The organism is Serratia sp. Je.1.23.a, assembly GCF_051129805.1.
Taxonomy (GTDB): Bacteria; Pseudomonadota; Gammaproteobacteria; order Enterobacterales; family Enterobacteriaceae; genus Serratia; species Serratia liquefaciens.
In genome coordinates this window covers 109,814-127,025 of sequence record NZ_JBCPSR010000004.1, presented here as the reverse complement: position 1 = coordinate 127,025, position 17,212 = coordinate 109,814, and the positions used below count along the sequence as shown (strand labels likewise).

17 protein-coding genes are annotated in these 17,212 nt (G+C 55.7%); 7 read left to right on the top strand and 10 right to left on the bottom strand.

The features are described from left to right. Nucleotides 1-10: 10 nt before the first annotated feature. Entirely contained in the window at nucleotides 11-1,369 is a 1,359-nt protein-coding gene (qseC, locus tag AAZT04_RS16170; protein WP_262259186.1) for a quorum sensing histidine kinase QseC, read from the bottom strand. Then, complete coding sequence (qseB, locus tag AAZT04_RS16165) at nucleotides 1,366-2,028, bottom strand: quorum sensing response regulator transcription factor QseB (RefSeq protein WP_020828567.1); 663 nt, start codon at nucleotides 2,026-2,028, stop codon at nucleotides 1,366-1,368. The genes qseC and qseB overlap by 4 nt, the downstream gene beginning before the upstream one ends. Before the next feature lie 169 nt (nucleotides 2,029-2,197). Between qseB and panB the strand changes: the two genes are divergently transcribed. From panB to panD, 3 genes are all read left to right on the top strand, one after another. Beyond that, entirely contained in the window at nucleotides 2,198-2,992 is a 795-nt protein-coding gene (panB, locus tag AAZT04_RS16160; protein ID WP_020828568.1) for a 3-methyl-2-oxobutanoate hydroxymethyltransferase, read from the top strand. Nucleotides 2,993-3,139: 147 nt separating this feature from the next. Beyond that, on the top strand, nucleotides 3,140-3,994 hold the full coding sequence (gene panC / locus AAZT04_RS16155; protein WP_020828569.1) for a pantoate--beta-alanine ligase: 855 nt from the start codon (nucleotides 3,140-3,142) through the stop codon (nucleotides 3,992-3,994). A gap of 135 nt (nucleotides 3,995-4,129) precedes the next feature. Further along, nucleotides 4,130-4,510 carry an aspartate 1-decarboxylase gene (gene panD, locus AAZT04_RS16150; RefSeq protein WP_037416822.1) on the top strand — a complete coding sequence of 127 codons (381 nt, stop codon included), beginning with the start codon at nucleotides 4,130-4,132 and terminating at the stop codon, nucleotides 4,508-4,510. Between the two features lie 39 nt (nucleotides 4,511-4,549). On the opposite strand, the gene AAZT04_RS16145 is transcribed toward panD, so the two are convergent. The 3 genes from AAZT04_RS16145 to AAZT04_RS16135 all read right to left on the bottom strand — a co-directional run bounded on the left by AAZT04_RS16145 (nucleotide 4,550) and on the right by AAZT04_RS16135 (nucleotide 7,810). Next, nucleotides 4,550-5,830, bottom strand: coding sequence for a polysaccharide deacetylase family protein (locus AAZT04_RS16145; RefSeq protein ID WP_046372656.1), 1,281 nt, complete (start codon nucleotides 5,828-5,830; stop codon nucleotides 4,550-4,552). 289 nt (nucleotides 5,831-6,119) lie between these two features. Beyond that, nucleotides 6,120-6,890 carry an ABC transporter permease gene (locus AAZT04_RS16140; protein WP_020828572.1) on the bottom strand — a complete coding sequence of 257 codons (771 nt, stop codon included), beginning with the start codon at nucleotides 6,888-6,890 and terminating at the stop codon, nucleotides 6,120-6,122. Beyond that, the gene (locus AAZT04_RS16135; protein WP_020828573.1) at nucleotides 6,887-7,810 is read right to left on the bottom strand and encodes an ABC transporter ATP-binding protein; all 924 of its coding nucleotides are present in this window, start codon (nucleotides 7,808-7,810) and stop codon (nucleotides 6,887-6,889) included. The genes AAZT04_RS16140 and AAZT04_RS16135 overlap by 4 nt, the downstream gene beginning before the upstream one ends. Before the next feature lie 237 nt (nucleotides 7,811-8,047). Between AAZT04_RS16135 and can the strand changes: the two genes are divergently transcribed. Next, nucleotides 8,048-8,704 (top strand): carbonate dehydratase, encoded by a 657-nt coding sequence (gene can / locus AAZT04_RS16130; RefSeq protein ID WP_012146699.1) that lies wholly within the window; start codon nucleotides 8,048-8,050, stop codon nucleotides 8,702-8,704. A 36-nt stretch (nucleotides 8,705-8,740) separates the two neighbouring features. On the opposite strand, the gene hpt is transcribed toward can, so the two are convergent. Together hpt and cueO are read right to left on the bottom strand one after the other, a co-directional pair. Then, nucleotides 8,741-9,277, bottom strand: coding sequence for a hypoxanthine phosphoribosyltransferase (gene hpt, locus AAZT04_RS16125; RefSeq protein WP_071827054.1), 537 nt, complete (start codon nucleotides 9,275-9,277; stop codon nucleotides 8,741-8,743). Between the two features lie 99 nt (nucleotides 9,278-9,376). Continuing rightward, on the bottom strand, nucleotides 9,377-11,023 hold the full coding sequence (cueO, locus tag AAZT04_RS16120; protein ID WP_434680943.1) for a multicopper oxidase CueO: 1,647 nt from the start codon (nucleotides 11,021-11,023) through the stop codon (nucleotides 9,377-9,379). Nucleotides 11,024-11,196: 173 nt separating this feature from the next. Between cueO and AAZT04_RS16115 the strand changes: the two genes are divergently transcribed. From AAZT04_RS16115 to speD, 3 genes are all read left to right on the top strand, one after another. Beyond that, on the top strand, nucleotides 11,197-11,544 hold the full coding sequence (locus AAZT04_RS16115; RefSeq protein WP_041415681.1) for a YacC family pilotin-like protein: 348 nt from the start codon (nucleotides 11,197-11,199) through the stop codon (nucleotides 11,542-11,544). 109 nt (nucleotides 11,545-11,653) lie between these two features. Then, nucleotides 11,654-12,517 (top strand): polyamine aminopropyltransferase, encoded by an 864-nt coding sequence (gene speE, locus AAZT04_RS16110; protein ID WP_048760065.1) that lies wholly within the window; start codon nucleotides 11,654-11,656, stop codon nucleotides 12,515-12,517. 27 nt (nucleotides 12,518-12,544) lie between these two features. Further along, a complete protein-coding gene (gene speD / locus AAZT04_RS16105) occupies nucleotides 12,545-13,339 on the top strand; it encodes an adenosylmethionine decarboxylase (protein ID WP_020828578.1) in 795 nt (264 codons plus the stop codon). A gap of 34 nt (nucleotides 13,340-13,373) precedes the next feature. Here speD and yacL read toward each other — a convergent pair whose 3' ends face one another. From yacL to AAZT04_RS16090, 3 genes are all read right to left on the bottom strand, one after another. Next, complete coding sequence (yacL, locus tag AAZT04_RS16100) at nucleotides 13,374-13,736, bottom strand: protein YacL (RefSeq protein ID WP_020828579.1); 363 nt, start codon at nucleotides 13,734-13,736, stop codon at nucleotides 13,374-13,376. Nucleotides 13,737-13,875: 139 nt separating this feature from the next. After that, nucleotides 13,876-16,473, bottom strand: a complete 2,598-nt coding sequence (gene acnB / locus AAZT04_RS16095; protein ID WP_020828580.1) for a bifunctional aconitate hydratase 2/2-methylisocitrate dehydratase — start codon at nucleotides 16,471-16,473, stop codon at nucleotides 13,876-13,878. Between the two features lie 566 nt (nucleotides 16,474-17,039). After that, nucleotides 17,040-17,183: a hypothetical protein gene (locus tag AAZT04_RS16090; RefSeq protein ID WP_153263149.1), complete on the bottom strand. Its 144-nt coding sequence runs from the start codon at nucleotides 17,181-17,183 to the stop codon at nucleotides 17,040-17,042. Nucleotides 17,184-17,212 lie beyond the last annotated feature (29 nt).

The following is a 17,212-nucleotide window of genomic DNA, read 5'->3' as shown; positions in this document are numbered from 1 at the left end:
TACGGCGCCCTTACAGCACCACCTGCGCGACAAATCCCCCTTCCGGCCGATTGGCAAAACTGATGCGCAGACCGTGCAAACTGGCGATACGCTGCACTATGGATAATCCCAGCCCGCTGCCGGTTTGTTCCTGCCCTGGTGGGCGATAAAAACGTTCCCCCAGCCTTGTCAGGTGTTCCTCCGTCACGCCCGGACCATCGTCTTCGACCCTTAGCACCCGCTCTGTCAGCTTCACCGTAACGGTGCCGCCTACCGGCGTGTAACGCACTGCGTTATCCACCAGATTGCGCACCAGCAGCGACAGCAGCAGCGTTTGTCCCTGTAACGGCGGGGGTGTGCCCTGCTGTTCATAGCGCAGCGTGACACCTGCAGCATGGGCATGACGATCCTGTTCGGCCAGGGTCATCGGCACCAGTTGCCCCCAGTCGACCGCTTCCAGTTCGGCCAGATCAGACAGTGAATCCAGCCGCGAAAGCGTCAGCAGCTGATCCACCAGCCGGGTCGCGCGATCGATACTCACCGTCAGGTTTTCCAGCGCATGCTCGCGCATCTGTTCGTCATCACCCGCCAGTTGCACCACTTCCGTCTGCACCCGCAGCGCCGCCAGCGGGCTGCGCAGCTCATGGGCCGCATCGGAGGTAAAGCGCCGCTCACGCACCAATAGCGCATTAATGCGGGCAAACAGCGCGTTAAGCGCATCCACCAATGGGCGCACTTCGGTAGGTACCTGGCGCGCGTCCAGCGGTGTGGCGTCATCCGGAGCGCGCTTGCGCAGTCCAGCGGCGACCGTGCGCAATGGCTTCAGTTCTCGCCCGACCATCAAGGCAATCAGCAGCATCAGGATCGGCAGCGTCACCAGCCAGGGCACCAGTTGCCCGGTCACCATGCCCAACGCCATATCGCGTCGATAGTCCCACTCCTGCCCCACGACGATGCGATAACGCCCGTCCGGGCTGGTCAGCCACAGCAGCCGCCAACTGTCGTCATCGCCTTTGCGTTCACCATCGGTAAAGCCTTCTCGCTCGCCATCAAACAGGAAATCCGCCCCGTTCTCGCCATCATTGAGCAACATCTTGCCGTTATGGTCGAAAATGGCGAACGCCAGCGCGTCGTCGTCCTGCTCGCCGCGTTTACCGTGATGCACCAGCTTCTTGGTTTTCGGCAGGCTGCGTGCATTTTCGTCGGCCAAAAGATCCCCCAGATTGGCGGTCGCCAGGCGTTTGGCGAACAACATCTGTTGGGTATCGAACACTTCGTTGATGTTGTTGCGCGTCATCATCCACGCCACCAAACTGGCGGAGCACCAGGTCAATAATGCCAGCAGGCTGAAGATCAGGATCAGCCGCAACCGCAGACTAAGATGTTTCACGGCACATCCCCCAGGGTATAACCCACGCCGTGAATGGTGCGGATAAAACTATTGCCCAACTTGCGTCGCAGGTGGTGAATATGCACTTCTACCGCGTTGCTGCTGACCTCATCGTCCCAGTTGTACAATTTTTCCTGGATCAGCGGCCGCGCCAGCACCCGCCCCTTGTTGTGCAAAAACAGTTCCAGCACCGCCAGCTCGCGCGGTGTCAGCGTGACCGGTTCACCGTTGCAGCTCACGCTGCGGGTGGCGGCGTCAAATACCACATTGCCATGCACCAGCTGCGGCATCAGTTGGCCGTGGCGACGACGGATCAACGCCTGCAGGCGAGCCGCAACTTCCGCCAGGGCAAAAGGTTTGCACAGGTAATCGTCAGCGCCGCTCTGCAGGCCGCTGACCCGCTGCTCCAACGCATCACGCGCGGTGAGGATCAGCACCGGCACGTCGTGGCCAGCCTGCCGCCACTGTCGCAGCAGATCCAAACCGTCGAGACCCGGCAGACTGAGATCGAGAATAACCGCGTCGTAAGGCGCGCTTTCCAGCGCGTTTTTCCCCACCAGACCATCGGTAAACCAGTCCAGATTAAAGCCAAGCTTGGTCAAACCGGCCTTGATGCCGTCGCCAATTAACTTGTCATCTTCTATCAGCAAAATTCGCATGTGCGTCCTTTTTTAGCCATTGCCACCCATTACACCACAAGGTTCTTAAGAAGCTCTTAAGCATGATGATCTGCGCTACCCACCCCGTTAGGGTTACAGTAGAATGACAGCACTTTTTTGCAGCCAGGGCCCTGCGCATACCGCTCGGCCCTATTCAGGAGACGTAGTGATGAAACCCACCACCGTGACCCATTTGCGCCAGTGGAAGCAGGAACAACGCAAGTTTGCTTCCCTCACCGCCTACGATGCCAGCTTTGCCAAACTGTTTGAAGAGCAAGGCGTTAAAGTGTTGCTGGTAGGCGACTCGCTGGGGATGACGCTGCAGGGCCACGACTCCACGCTGCCGGTCACCGTCGCCGACGTTGCCTATCATACTCGCGCCGTCCGCCGCGGCGCCCCAGCCTGTCTGTTGCTGGCCGATATGCCTTTTATGAGTTACGCCACGCCACAATCGGCCTGTGCCAATGCCGCCGAGCTGATGCAGGCCGGCGCTAACATGGTGAAGCTGGAAGGCGGCAGCTGGCTGTGCGAAACGGTGAAAATGCTGACCGAACGTGCCGTGCCGGTGTGCGGCCACCTTGGCCTGACACCGCAATCCGTTAACGTGTTTGGCGGCTACAAAGTGCAAGGCCGTGATGAGCTTGCCGCCAAGCAACTGCTGGAAGATGCCAAAAATCTGGAGCTGGCCGGCATGCAGCTACTGGTGCTGGAATGCGTGCCAACCGAATTGGCGCGTAAGATCACCGAAGAACTGACCATCCCGGTGATTGGCATCGGTGCCGGCAACGCCACCGATGGCCAAATCCTGGTGATGCACGACGCGTTCGGCATCACCGGCGGCCACACGCCTAAATTCGCTAAAAACTTCCTGGCGCAAAGCGGCGATATCCGCTCGGCGGTGCAACACTATATTCAGGACGTGGAGCAAGGAATTTACCCCGCTGAAGAGCACTCATTTAATTAACGGCATGGTTTAAATAGGCGTGATTGGCGCTGCCTGGTTGAGTGCGGCCAGCGCGCAGTTCCCGGAGCGTACACCTAGTACGTGAGGAGAACGAGCACTGCCCAATCGCAAACAGGCAAGCAAAATAGCCTATCAAGGAGTTATGGAATGGTAATTATCGAAACCCTGCCTCTGTTGCGTCAGCAGATCCGCCGCTGGCGTCAAGAGGGTAAACGCATCGCGCTGGTGCCGACCATGGGCAACCTGCACGAAGGCCATATGACGCTGGTCGATGAAGCACGTGCACGTGCCGATGTCGTGGTGGTCAGTATTTTTGTCAACCCAATGCAGTTCGAACGCCCTGACGATTTGGCGCGCTACCCGCGCACCCTGCAAGAGGACAGCGAGAAGCTGACCCGTCGCGGCGTAGAATTGGTGTTCGCACCCGCGCCGGCCGATATCTACCCTCAGGGGCTGGAGCAACAAACCTATGTCGACGTACCTGGCCTATCCTCCATATTGGAAGGGGCCAGCCGTCCGGGCCACTTCCGCGGCGTCGCGACCATTGTCAGCAAGCTGTTCAACCTGGTGCAGCCGGATCTGGCCTGTTTTGGCGAGAAGGATTATCAGCAACTGGCGTTGATCCGCAAAATGGTGGCGGACATGGGTTACGACATCGACATCGTCGGCGTGCCTACCGTACGCGCTAAGGATGGCCTGGCGCTCAGTTCACGCAACGGCTACCTGACTGCCGAAGAGCGTAAAATCGCCCCTCAACTCAGCAAAATCATGAATGCGCTGGCAGAACAGCTCAGCAACGGCGAACGGCATGTCGATGAGTTGCTGGAACACACCGCCTCTCAGTTGCGCAGCGCTGGTTTCACACCGGACGAACTGTTTATCCGTGACGCCGACAGCCTGCAACCGCTGGGCGTGGAAAGCCAACGTGCAGTGGTGCTGATGGCCGCCTGGCTGGGCAAGGCGCGCTTGATTGACAACCAGCAGGTTGATCTGACGCTGTAAGCTACTTTTTGTGCAGTCGTCACTGTAACAGCCCCTCTGAAAGTAGACATGGAGGGACTTATCGGTGACGATAAACGCCGGATGGATGTTCAACCTCAATCGCCTGTGAAGGCGGATACTCAGTTAGGTAAAGTTATGATACGTACTATGCTGCAAGGCAAGCTGCATCGGGTGAAAGTGACTCAGGCCGACTTGCACTATGAAGGCTCCTGCGCCATCGATCAGGACTTCCTGGAGGCCGCAGGCATTCTGGAATATGAAGCTATCGATATTTATAACGTTGATAACGGTCAGCGTTTCTCAACCTATGCCATCGCCGCCGAACGCGGCTCGCGCATTATTTCGGTCAACGGGGCGGCAGCGCGTTGCGCCTGCGTCGGCGACAAGCTGATCATCTGTTCTTACGTGCAGATGAGCGATGCCGATGCCCGTCAACACCATCCGAAAGTGGCCTACTTCGAAGGCGACAATAACCTGCAGCGCAAGGCGAAAGCCGTGCCGGTTCAGGTCGCCTAAAAGTCACAACGGGCGCCGTCGGCGCCCGTTTCTTCCTGATTACTGCACCACCAGCGTTCCCGGCTTGTTGGCGATTCTGTCCGCCATGGTCTGAATCGAGTCGGTGCGCAGAATGTACAACCGCTTCAGCGTATAGGGGTTGTCCCCCGGCTTCACTTTGCCCTGCACCGTGGTCACCGCCATATGGAAACCGGCATCCTTCGCCGCCTGTATCGCCCGTTGGTTATAGCCGCCAAACGGGTATGACACATACAGCACATGCGGATTAAACTGCGACAGCGCGCGGCGCGAGTGCTCAAAATCGAATTCTATGTTGTGCAGCGAACGGCTCAGCAGGATCGGCTGACGATTGCCGTCGGTACGATGCAGGAAATGCGTATGCGACTGCACGTCGAACACGTCCTGGATCTGCTTCAGTTCGGAAATGCTCATAAACTGCAGCGAATCAGGATTCCACTTTTGCGGGTGGCGCTTGATGCGTGAGGAAATAATAAACGCCGTGGCGCGGAAGCCGTAATTCTTCAATACCGGGTAAGCGTAACGGTAGACCGATTTCAGCCCGTCATCAAACGTCAGCACCACGGCCTTGCCGGGCAGGTTGATCTGGTTGTTCAGATAGGCTTCCAACTGATACAGGGAAATCGTGTCGTAGCCCGCCTGCTTCAGGTAGGTCATCTGATTGCTGAACGCCACGTCGGAAGTGGTGGTCGAGGTATGGCGGAAACGCTTGTTCTCTTCGTTTTTCAGCAGGTGATGGTAGGTCAGCACCGGAATACCGGTGTCGATCTCGCAGTCCAGCTCACTGACATAACCCAGACGATCGCCAATGTTGATCTCATACCAGGTATTGTTGAGCCGATCCTTCAGCTTGCCGATAATCGGGTAGCGCAGATTCTCTTCCAGCACGCCAAACACATCACTAGTGTTATCCGCATCGGTATAGACGTTGATCGCCTTTTGAGTGATCAGGTTCTGGTTGGTCAGCGGCTTATTCAGTTCGCCAAGATCGTCCTTCACCTTGCGCGATTTTTTAAGATCGCGCACATCGTCTTTATCGATAAACCCGGTGCCGTGACCGAATTTGAACTCGTAATACTCCGCATCCGCCGGGAACACCTGAATCAGTTGCCCCTGCTTCACTTCGCCAACCGGAATAACGTGTTCGCCAATCAGCGAATAAACCTCGCTGTCGCGCTGCGCTTCCATATATTCGGATTTAACGGCGCTGTCTTCCGACAACAAACTTGCCAGGCCGGCCGGGGAAGCAAACGACAACAGGATGCCGAGTACTCCAGCCGCTATCTTGTGTGTAGACCGCATGGTTATATTCTACTTACGAGTACGTAATACCCGTCGTATTTCAGACCGCAGCGTTGTTACCTGCACTCGATCATCTCATGATTTACCTGAGGATGAGTGAGCTGGCCGCCTGGCTGCAACTTGAAATTCATAGGGTATATAACAAAATGGAGAAAATGTGGAGCGTCAGCATAGCACGATTTGAACAGCGGGGAGAAAGGGGTTATTCGAGCAATTTTATTGATTTACGGGATGCTTGCCGCAGATTGATAAACGCGTCCCCGTACGTCTGCCCGGGGACGCCATACTATTAGGTGCGCAAACCGCGGCCGCGCTCGATCAGGAACCAGACCAGCAGATAGAACACCGCGATAAACGCCACCAACACTGCCATGGTGAACGCCAACGGTACATCGCTGATACCCAGGAAACCGTAGCGGAAACCGCTGATCATGTAGACGATCGGGTTCAGCTTGGACACCGCTTGCCAGAACGGCGGCAGCAGCGTCAGCGAGTAGAATACCCCGCCCAGGTAGGTCAACGGCGTCAGCACGAAGGTGGGGATCAGGCTGATATCGTCAAAGGTGGTGGCAAACACCGCGTTGATCAGGCCCGCCAACGAGAACAAGATCGCCGTCAGTAGCAGCGTGACCACAATCACCCACCAGGCATGCACCTGCAGCGGCACAAAGAACAGCGAGATCACGGTCACCAACACGCCGACGCAGATACCCCGCGCCACACCGCCGCCGACGTAACCGGCAATCACCACGTGCGTCGGCACAGGAGCCACCAGCAGTTCTTCGATATTGCGCTGGAATTTGGCGCTGAAGAACGACGAGGCCACGTTGGCGTACGAGTTGGTGATCACCGCCATCATGATCAGGCCGGGAACGATAAACTGCATGTAATCGAAACCGTGCATTTCGCCGATACGTGAACCAATCAGGTTGCCGAAGATGATGAAATACAGCGTCATGGTGATCACCGGCGGCACCAGGGTCTGGATCCAGATACGGGCAAATCGGTTGATCTCTTTAGCCCAAATGCTCTGCAAAGCCACCCAATACAAACGCGTCATGCTTTTTCTCCATTACCGTTAACCAGGGTGACAAACAGCTCTTCCAGCCGGTTGGCCTTGTTACGCATGCTCAGGACCTGGACGCCCTGTGCGCTGAGCTGGGTAAACAGGCCGTTCAGGCCCTGCTCGCGCATCACTTCCACCTCCAGCGTCGAGGTGTCCGTCAGGCGATGACGGTAGCCATCCAGCTTCGGCAGCGGGCTTTTCGCCGCCAGATCGAGGATAAAGGTTTCGGACTTCAGCTTGGCCAGCAGGCCTTTCATCGAGGTGTTCTCCACCAGATCACCGTTCTGGATAATGCCGATATTGCGGCACAGCATTTCTGCTTCTTCCAGATAGTGAGTGGTGAGAATAATGGTGGTGCCCTGGGCGTTAAGCTCTTTCAGGAAGCCCCACATCGAGCGACGCAGCTCGATATCCACCCCGGCAGTCGGTTCATCGAGGATCAGCAGTTTTGGCTGATGCATCAAGGCCCGGGCGATCATCAAGCGGCGCTTCATGCCGCCGGACAACATGCGAGCGCGTTCTTCGCGCTTGCCCCACAAATCCAGCTGAGTCAGGTATTTTTCCGCACGAGCCAAGGCCTCGCGGCGGGTCACGCCATAGTAGCCCGCCTGATTGACCACAATCTGCATCACGGTTTCGAACGGGTTAAAGTTGAACTCCTGCGGTACCAGCCCGAGCTGACGCTTGGCGTTAACGATGTCTTTGTCGATGTCGTAGCCGAACACCCGTACGCTGCCGGAGGTTTTGTTAACCAACGAACTGATGATGCCGATGGTCGTGGATTTTCCGGCGCCGTTCGGCCCCAGCAGGGCATAGAAATCCCCCGCTTCGACATTGAGATCGATCCCGCGCAACGCCTTGACGCCACCGGCGTAAGTCTTGGTTAACTGCGCTAATTCCAGTGCATAATTCATAAGTTAAAAAGTACCTTGTGACGATGAGTATGCTGCTGCGTTTTTGTAATGAAGATGATCTTATCATCAGCAGCGTTTTCACTGAGGCAAATCCGTGCGGTATATTCAGGTTCCATCCCGCCATATTGAATAAAAAGTGGCCGAATATCGCCCGGCGCCACTGTTCCGATATCCAAATTGTGACGCTTGTCCTATATTACCCCAACGCAATCTGTTCGTTACAGGCCTATAACCGCCATGAAAGAGATCGAAAAGCTTATCGCCAATAACCACACCTGGTCAGCTAACATCAGCAAGGAAGACCCAAACTTTTTTGAACGCTTAGCACAGGCGCAAAAGCCCCGTTTTTTATGGATAGGTTGTTCTGATAGCCGCGTACCGGCGGAAAGACTGACCGGATTGGAGCCGGGTGAGCTGTTTGTTCACCGTAACGTGGCGAACCTGGTGATCCATACCGATTTAAACTGCCTGTCGGTGGTGCAATACGCCGTCGACGTGTTGGAAGTCGAGCATATTATTATCTGCGGTCACCTGGGCTGCGGCGGCGTGGAAGCGGCGGTCGAGAACCCGGAACTGGGGCTGATCAATAACTGGCTGCTGCACATTCGCGACCTGTGGTACAAACACAGCTCACTGCTGGGTGAACTGGAACCGGAACAACGTCTCGACGTGCTGTGTGAAATCAACGTTATTGAGCAGGTCTACAACCTGGGCCATTCCACCATCATGCAATCAGCATGGAAACGCGGCCAGAAAGTGATGATTCACGGTTGGGTGTACGGGATCCAGGACGGCCGCCTGCGCGATTTGGAAGTGGCTGCGACCAGCCGCGAAAGCCTGGAAATGGGCTATCGCAAAGCCATGGCCACGCTGCAACAGGATAAAGGCATCTAAAGCTCATAGGGCGCGGCATGCCGCGCCCACAGCAGTTTACTCGTCCAGCAATACCACTTTGCCGACGTACGGCAAATGGCGGTAGCGCTGAGCGTAGTCAATGCCGTAACCCACCACGAATTCGTCCGGGATTGAGAAACCGACGTACTCAACCGGCACTTCCACTTCACGGCGTTCAGGCTTGTCCAACAGGGTGCAAATCGCCAAGGATTTCGGCCCACGCAGCGCCAGAATTTCACGCACTTTGTTCAGCGTATTGCCGGAGTCGATGATGTCTTCCACGATCAGCACGTCTTTGCCGCGGATATCTTCATCCAAATCCTTAAGGATTTTCACGTCGCGAGTCGTGGACATGCCGCTGCCGTAGCTGGAAGCGGTCATAAAGTCGACCTCATGCGGCACTTCGATGGTGCGACACAGGTCAGCCATGAACATGAAGGAGCCGCGCAGCAGCCCGACCAGCACCATATCACTGCCGCTGTCGCGGTAATGTTCGGTGATCTGGCGGCCAAGTTCGGCAATACGGGTCTTAACTTCCTGCTCGGAAATCATTACGTCTACAGTGTGTTTCATAGTTTTCAGGTCAGTTGCCGGAAGAAGGGCGCAGAGTTTAGCATAGCCTGAAGCCGGTGGCGACGCGAGTGCGCCGCCACTTGAAAGACAACAAGGAGATCAGTCAGCTACCGTAAAGCCCATCATCATGCCGGTATCTTCGTGTTCCAGCAGATGACAGTGAGCCATATAGGCGTGATCGCTATTGGCCAGGTGATCGAAGCGCACCAACACTTCACTACGCCAACCCTCTACGCGCACCGTATCTTTCCAGCCGCTGCGATGGGCCGCCGGCGGTTTACCGTTTTCCGACAGGATGCGGAATTGGGTGCCGTGAATATGGAACGGGTGCAGCATCATGTCGCCTTCGCCGGAAAGGGTCCACTTTTCGTACTTGCCGCGTTTGACTTCAAACATCGGCTTGGTCATGTCGAAGGCCTTACCGTTGATCATATTGCCATGGCTGAAATCGAACGGCTTCGCGCCGTGATCCATGCCTTTCATATTGCCGTGGTCCATGCCCTTCATACTGCCGTGATCCATACCCTTCATGCTGCCGTGATCCATCCCTTGCATACCGGACATATCACCGCTGTCGCCTTTGCCCATGCCACCGTGATCCATACTCATGCCGGCCATGGACTGATGGCCATAGCGATCCATCAGCGCCTGCATACCCAGCTTATCCAACTGCGGGTTCATCATCAGCTGCAGCCAACGCTCCTGAATGCCGGTCACCGCAGGCAGCGCTGGCAGTTTCACCAGGCTGTCCGGCATCGTCTTGATGCCCTGCGCCAGCGAAGGCTGGATATGCAATACCGGCAGCGGCTGGTCGAACGGTGCCAGCGTCATGCCCATCTGTTTGACCGGCAGCGTGACGATATCGAAAGCTTTGCCGTCAGAGGCATCCACCAGCACTTCGAAACGTTCGCCCATCAGCATCGGCAATTCGGTTAATTTGACCGGCTCGGCCAAAAAACCGCCGTCGCTGGCAATCACATAGAGTGGACGGTTATCGCTGGCGGCCAGATTCAGCGAGCGTGCATTACAGCCATTGAGGAAACGCAGACGCAGCCAGCCGCGAGGGGCCACGTGGCGGGGATACTGAGCACCGTTGGTGAACATACGGTCGCCGAACCAACCAACGGCAGCACTCATCACGTCCAGTTGGTATTCAATCTGCGCGTCCTTGCCCAGCCGCTTGTCCTGCAGGATCACCGGAATATCATCCTGCCCCCAGGTTTTCGGCAGCGGCAGCTTACTGCTTTCGTCATCTTCGAGCAGCACCAGCCCGGCCAAGCCCTTCATCACCTGCTGACCGGTCTTGCCGTGGGTGTGCGGATGGAACCAGCAGGTAGCTGCAGGCTGCTCGATAGTGAACTGCACCCTGCGCGTTGCGCCTGGCTGAATCAGCGCCTGCGGTCCACCGTCTACGTCACCGGGGATTTCCAGACCGTGCCAGTGAACGGTACTGGCTTCCGGCAACGCATTGCGGATATCCACCGTGACCGATTTGCCACGCTGGAGGCGCACCGCCGGCCCCAGCAACGCGCCATTAAAACCCCAGGTTTGGGTCGCCTTGCCCGGCAGCCAGTTCACCTCACCGGTTTGCAGCGCCAGAGCAATGTTCCCTTGTGCGTCCGGCATCAGCAGTGGCGGGATCGGTAACGCCGGCAATTCAGCCGCCCACGCGCCCCGGCTCCACAACGGTAAAGCGCTTGCCGCGCCCAGCGCAGCGGTCAGTTTGATAAAATCACGGCGTAACATCGCTGACTCCCTTTTCTCAGTGATCTAACTCATCTAAACGTCAGCCTAAACCCTCCCCTTAGCGGAAGGTCAAGCCTTTGCTGCCGGTTATGCTACCTGTGAGTAATAAAATTTGGTGCCTTTACAGGCAAGTGTGATAACGTCTGTAGACAACAAACAGGTCTATTTTCATGATGAAAAAAACAAGTTTACTGGTGCTGTTGCTCACCATGCTGGGGTTCTCCAACGCCAGTCTGGCGCTGAATGAGTCCGAAGCGGAAGATCTGGCCGATCTGACGGCAGTGTTTATTTATTTGAAAAACGATTGCGGCTACAACGACTTGCCCAATGCGCAAATCAAACGCGCCATCGTTTATTTCGCGCAGCAAAACCGTTGGGATCTGACCAACTATAATAGTTTTAATATGAAGGCTCTGGGTGAAGACAGCTATCGCGATCTCAGTGGTATCGCCATTCCTACCCCGAACAAATGCAAATCTCTGGCACGCGACTCGCTAAGCCTGCTGGCCTACGCTAACTAATCCCCCGCCTTCCGCTATCTCTGTTTGAAATTCAGCCGTGCATCACCAGGCAGAGTTAGCTATGATGTTGCGCCAATTTTTCATGGCTGTTATTACGGAGTTCCCGCACATGACCCAGAAAGAAATTTGGTATGAAACACTGCATGCCAACTTCGGCCAGTACTTCTCGGTAGAGAACGTGCTGTATCGTGAGAAGACCGAGCATCAGGATTTGGTGATTTTTGAAAACCCGGTTCTGGGGCGCGTTATGGCGCTCGACGGCGTGGTGCAAACCACCGAGCGCGATGAGTTCATCTATCACGAGATGATGACCCACATACCGCTGCTGGCTCACGGCCAGGCGAAGAAAATCCTGATCATCGGCGGTGGCGACGGTGCTATGCTGCGCGAAGTCAGCCGTCATCAGGGCGTTGAACAAATCACCATGGTCGAGATCGACGCCGGCGTGGTGGAATTCTGCCGCCAATACCTGCCTAATCACAATGCCGGTGCTTACGACGATCCACGCTTTAAGCTGGTGATCGACGACGGCGTCAACTTTGTTAATCAGACCGATGAAAAATTCGATGTGATTATCTCCGACTGCACCGATCCTATCGGCCCCGGCGAAAGCCTGTTCACCTCGGCATTCTACGAAGGCTGCGCACGCTGCCTGAACGAGGGCGGCATTTTTGTTGCGCAGAACGGCGTGTGCTTCCTGCAGCAAGACGAAGCGGTCAATAGCCACACCAAGCTGAGCCAATACTTCAAGGACGTCAGTTTCTACCAGGCGGCGATCCCGACTTACTACGGCGGCATTATGACCTTCGCCTGGGCCAGCCAAAACCCGGCACTGCGTCAGCTCGACTTGTCAACGCTGCAACATCGCTTTCATCAAAGCGGCTTAAACTGTCGTTATTATAACCCGGCAATTCACGCGGGCAGCTTTGCACTGCCGCAGTATTTGCTCGACGCACTGAACGTTTCACGTTAAGCGAGAAGATAAAGGAGGTGAACCAAATTGCATAAGCTAAAACTGCACGGCTTCAACAACCTGACCAAAAGCCTGAGTTTTTGTATTTACGATATTTGTTACGCCAAAACCGCGGACGACCGCGCTGGCTATATCGCCTACATTGACGAACAATACAACGCCAACCGCCTGACCGAGATCCTCAGCGAGACCTGCTCGATCATTGGCGCCAATATTCTCAACATCGCACGTCAGGACTACGAGCCTCAGGGCGCCAGCGTCACCATTCTGGTCAGCGAAGAGCCGGTCGACCCGGACGATGTCGATACTTCAGAACACCCGGGCCCACTGTCAAAGACGGTAGTCGCACATCTGGACAAGAGCCACATCTGCGTTCATACCTATCCGGAGAGCCATCCGGAAGGCGGTCTTTGCACCTTCCGCGCCGATATCGAAGTGTCCACCTGCGGCGTGATTTCACCGCTTAAAGCGTTGAATTATCTGATCCACCAGTTGGAATCTGACATCGTCACCATGGATTACCGCGTGCGCGGTTTTACCCGCGACGTAAACGGTTTGAAGCATTACATCGATCATGAGATCAACTCGATCCAGAACTTTATGTCTGATGATATGAAGGCGCTGTACCACATGATGGACGTGAATGTTTATCAGGAAAACATCTTCCATACCAAGATGTTGCTGAAGGATTTCGATCTGAAGCACTACCTGTTTAACGCCAAACCGGACGCGCTGAGCGAAGCCGAGCGTAAAGAGATTACCGATCTGCTGTGGAAAGAGATGCAGGAAATCTATTACGGCCGCAATATTCCGCATCTGTAATCTGTATCGGGCGCGGCACGCCGCGCCCTTACGTTCAGTATTTCAGCATAAAAGAACGGTAGGCCTTCAATACCTGCAAAAAGTCTTCGACGCCGCAGAATGAGAGGCTTTCTTCGTCATAGTAATTCATCCCCTCCTCCATCTCGTCGCCCTCGAACTCCAGCAGGTTAGCGCGGATCATCACTTCCTCCCCGTCCATCAGCAACGTGTATTCATGACCTTCCAGCTGCCATTGACGCTCGCTGCCCTTCACTTGCGCCGCACCGGCTTCGATGCGATCGAGCAGGTTGAAGTCGCCTTTGAGTTCTTCGTTGATCCAGTGGCCAATCGCCTCATGCCCCATCGAAAATCTGACCACCACCTGACCGGTAACGTCACGCAGAAATTCGTAATCCATAGCACGCCCTCCTGAGCCCTTTCTCTTAGTGTAAACATTAATTCATGACTAACTCAGTGAGCGCTCGCAAAGTTGGCAACTGAGAAAAATAAAACGGGAGGCCAAGGCCTCCCGTTAAACAGTTGCGCAATATAGCGACTTAAACAGCGGTTTGGAAGATCACGCCGTCGGCTTTTTCCGTGTACTGACCCAGTTGGTCAAAGTTCAGATAACGGTAGGTATCCGCCGCTGACTTATCGACCTGTGCCATGTACGTCTGGTACTCGTCCGGCGTTGGCAGACGACCCAGCAGCGAAGCCACCGCCGCCAGTTCTGCAGAAGCCAGATACACGTTGGCACCGGTCCCCAGACGATTCGGGAAGTTACGGGTCGAGGTGGAAACCACCGTCGCACCGTCGGCCACGCGCGCCTGGTTACCCATGCACAGTGAACAACCTGGGATCTCGATACGTGCACCGCTCTTGCCGAATACGCTGTAGTAGCCTTCTTCGGTCAACTGAGCCGCATCCATCTTGGTTGGCGGAGCCACCCATAGACGGGTCGGCAACTGGCCTTTGTGCTGATCCAGCAGCTTGCCGGCCGCGCGGAAGTGGCCGATGTTGGTCATGCAGGAACCGATAAACACTTCATCGATCTTGCTGTTGGCCACGTCGGACAGCAGACGCGCGTCATCCGGATCGTTTGGTGCACACAGGATTGGCTGAGTGATCTCTGCCAGATCGATGTCGATCACCGCAGCGTATTCTGCATCCGCATCGCCTTCCAGCAGTTGCGGATCCGCCAACCATTTTTGCATGCCCTGAATACGACGCTCCAGGGTACGACGGTCGCCGTAGCCTTCGGAGATCATCCACTTGAGCAGCACGATGTTAGAGTTCAGATACTCTTCAATCGGTGCCTTATCCAGCTTGATGGTACAGCCGGCAGCGGAACGTTCGGCCGAAGCGTCAGTCAGTTCGAATGCCTGCTCGACTTTCAGATCCGGCAAGCCTTCGATCTCCAGAATGCGGCCGGAGAAGATGTTCTTCTTGCCCTTCTTCTCTACGGTCAGCAGGCCCTGCTGGATGGCGTAGTAAGGGATAGCGTGTACCAGGTCACGCAGAGTAATGCCAGGCTGCATCTTGCCTTTGAAGCGCACCAGGACAGACTCTGGCATATCCAGCGGCATCACGCCGGTAGCGGCGGCAAAGGCAACCAGGCCGGAACCCGCCGGGAAGGAGATACCGATTGGGAAACGGGTGTGGGAGTCACCGCCGGTGCCTACGGTATCCGGCAGCAACATACGGTTCAGCCAGGAGTGAATAACGCCATCACCCGGACGCAGCGACACGCCGCCACGGTTCATGATGAAGTCCGGCAGCGTGTGGTGGGTCGTCACGTCAACCGGTTTCGGGTACGCAGCGGTGTGACAGAACGACTGCATCACCAGATCGGCGGAGAAGCCCAGGCAAGCCAGATCTTTCAGCTCGTCACGGGTCATCGGGCCGGTAGTGTCCTGTGAACCGACAGAGGTCATCTTGGGCTCGCAGTATTCGCCCGGGCGCACGCCGGCAACGCCACAGGCGCGGCCAACCATTTTCTGCGCCAGGGAGAAGCCTTTGCTGCTGACAGCCACTTCTTTGGCAATGCGGAACACGTCGCTGTGCGGCAGGCCCAGCGCTTCACGCGCTTTGGTAGTCAGGCCACGACCGATGATCAGCGGAATACGGCCACCGGCACGCACTTCGTCGAGCAGTACGTCGGTCTTCAGTTCGAAGTTGGCAATCAGCTCATCGGTTTCGTGGTTGCGCACTTCCCCCTTGTACGGGTAAATGTCGATCACGTCGCCCATGTTCAGGTCATTGACGTCCACTTCAATCGGCAATGCACCGGCATCTTCCATGGTGTTGAAGAAGATAGGCGCGATTTTACCGCCCAGCACTACACCACCACCGCGCTTGTTAGGCACGTAAGGGATATCGTCGCCCATAAACCACAGCACCGAGTTGGTGGCGGATTTACGAGAAGAACCGGTGCCGACAACGTCACCGACGTAAGCCAGCGGGAAACCTTTCTTGTTCAGCAGTTCGATTTGCTTGATAGGCCCAACGCTGCCCGGCTGATCCGGCACTATGCCTTCACGTTCGTTTTTCAGCATCGCCAGGGCGTGCAGTGGGATATCCGGGCGTGACCAGGCATCCGGTGCCGGCGACAGGTCATCGGTGTTGGTTTCACCGGTGACTTTGAATACGGTAACGGTGATTTTTTCCGCCAGTTGCGGACGAGACAGATACCACTCGGCATCGGCCCAGGACTGCATAATCTGCTTGGCGTGCGGGTTACCCGCTTTGGCTTTTTCTTCCACGTCGTAGAAGTTGTCGAACATCAGCAGCGTATGGGACAGCGCTTTGGCGGCAATCGCAGCCAATTTTTCGTTATCCAGCGCGTCGATCAGCGGATGAATGTTATAGCCACCTTGCATGGTGCCTAACAGCTCTACGGCTTTCTCGGGGGTAATCAGGGGGGAGGTCGCTTCGCCTTTGGCGATGGCTGCCAAGAAACCGGCTTTTACATAGGCGGCTTCGTCGACGCCCGGTGGCACACGGTTAATCAGCAGGTCTAACAGGAATTCTTCTTCGCCTTTTGGCGGATTCTTTAATGATTCAACCAGCGCTGCCATTTGGGTGGCGTCTAACGGCTTAGGGACGATGCCCTCTGCAGCACGCTCGGCTACGTGCTTACGGTATTCTTCTAGCACGACATTCTCCTCGCTCTCATTGTCATTTATTGTGCCTGGCGTTCTCTATTCAAACCGGGTTTAGCGCACGGTGTTGATGCCATTGATCCTGACGGGGCACTGCTGTCGATGTCCTGGACTGTAAGTACAGTGCCCGGTTCCGCTCAGCCAGCATATCAGGATTTGAATTGGTTGTTAATTCGTTCACATAAAAGCAACATTAAATCTTTGCTGAATCGTTGAGCGCAGTGTAATCGGCTGCGACACAGGCCCGACGGGGCTACAGAGAGGTTCCGTTCCCAACATACATCAGCCTAACGAGAACAACATAATACCCACTCACTTACAATGGCTACTGGTCGCGAATAGTAAAATTTGAGAGCGGAAGGCACAAAAAAACCGCCATTAAGGCGGTTCTGTTGTTCCGTTCGGTGTTAGCAGGCACCTCACGGATTTCTTACATCGTTAAGAACGATACAAGCGCCACAAAGCAGGGACATTGTGCGCAACGATGATTAAAAAATCAACAAAAAGAATGTCTGAAAATTCATTTCAACGTAATATTTAGCCGGGTCTGTTCTGCCGGTTTAGCAGTCGGTCATCGGGCTTGAGAACAGTGCTGCAACAACTGCGATACAGGCGCCACAAAGCGCTTGTTCCGCCGGGATTTTTCCGGTGAAGTCGCGGTGGTCGTGGTTCCACAAGGATCGCGCAATGAAAGGGAGTTCCATGTTTATCCTGCTCATTGTACTGGGATCGG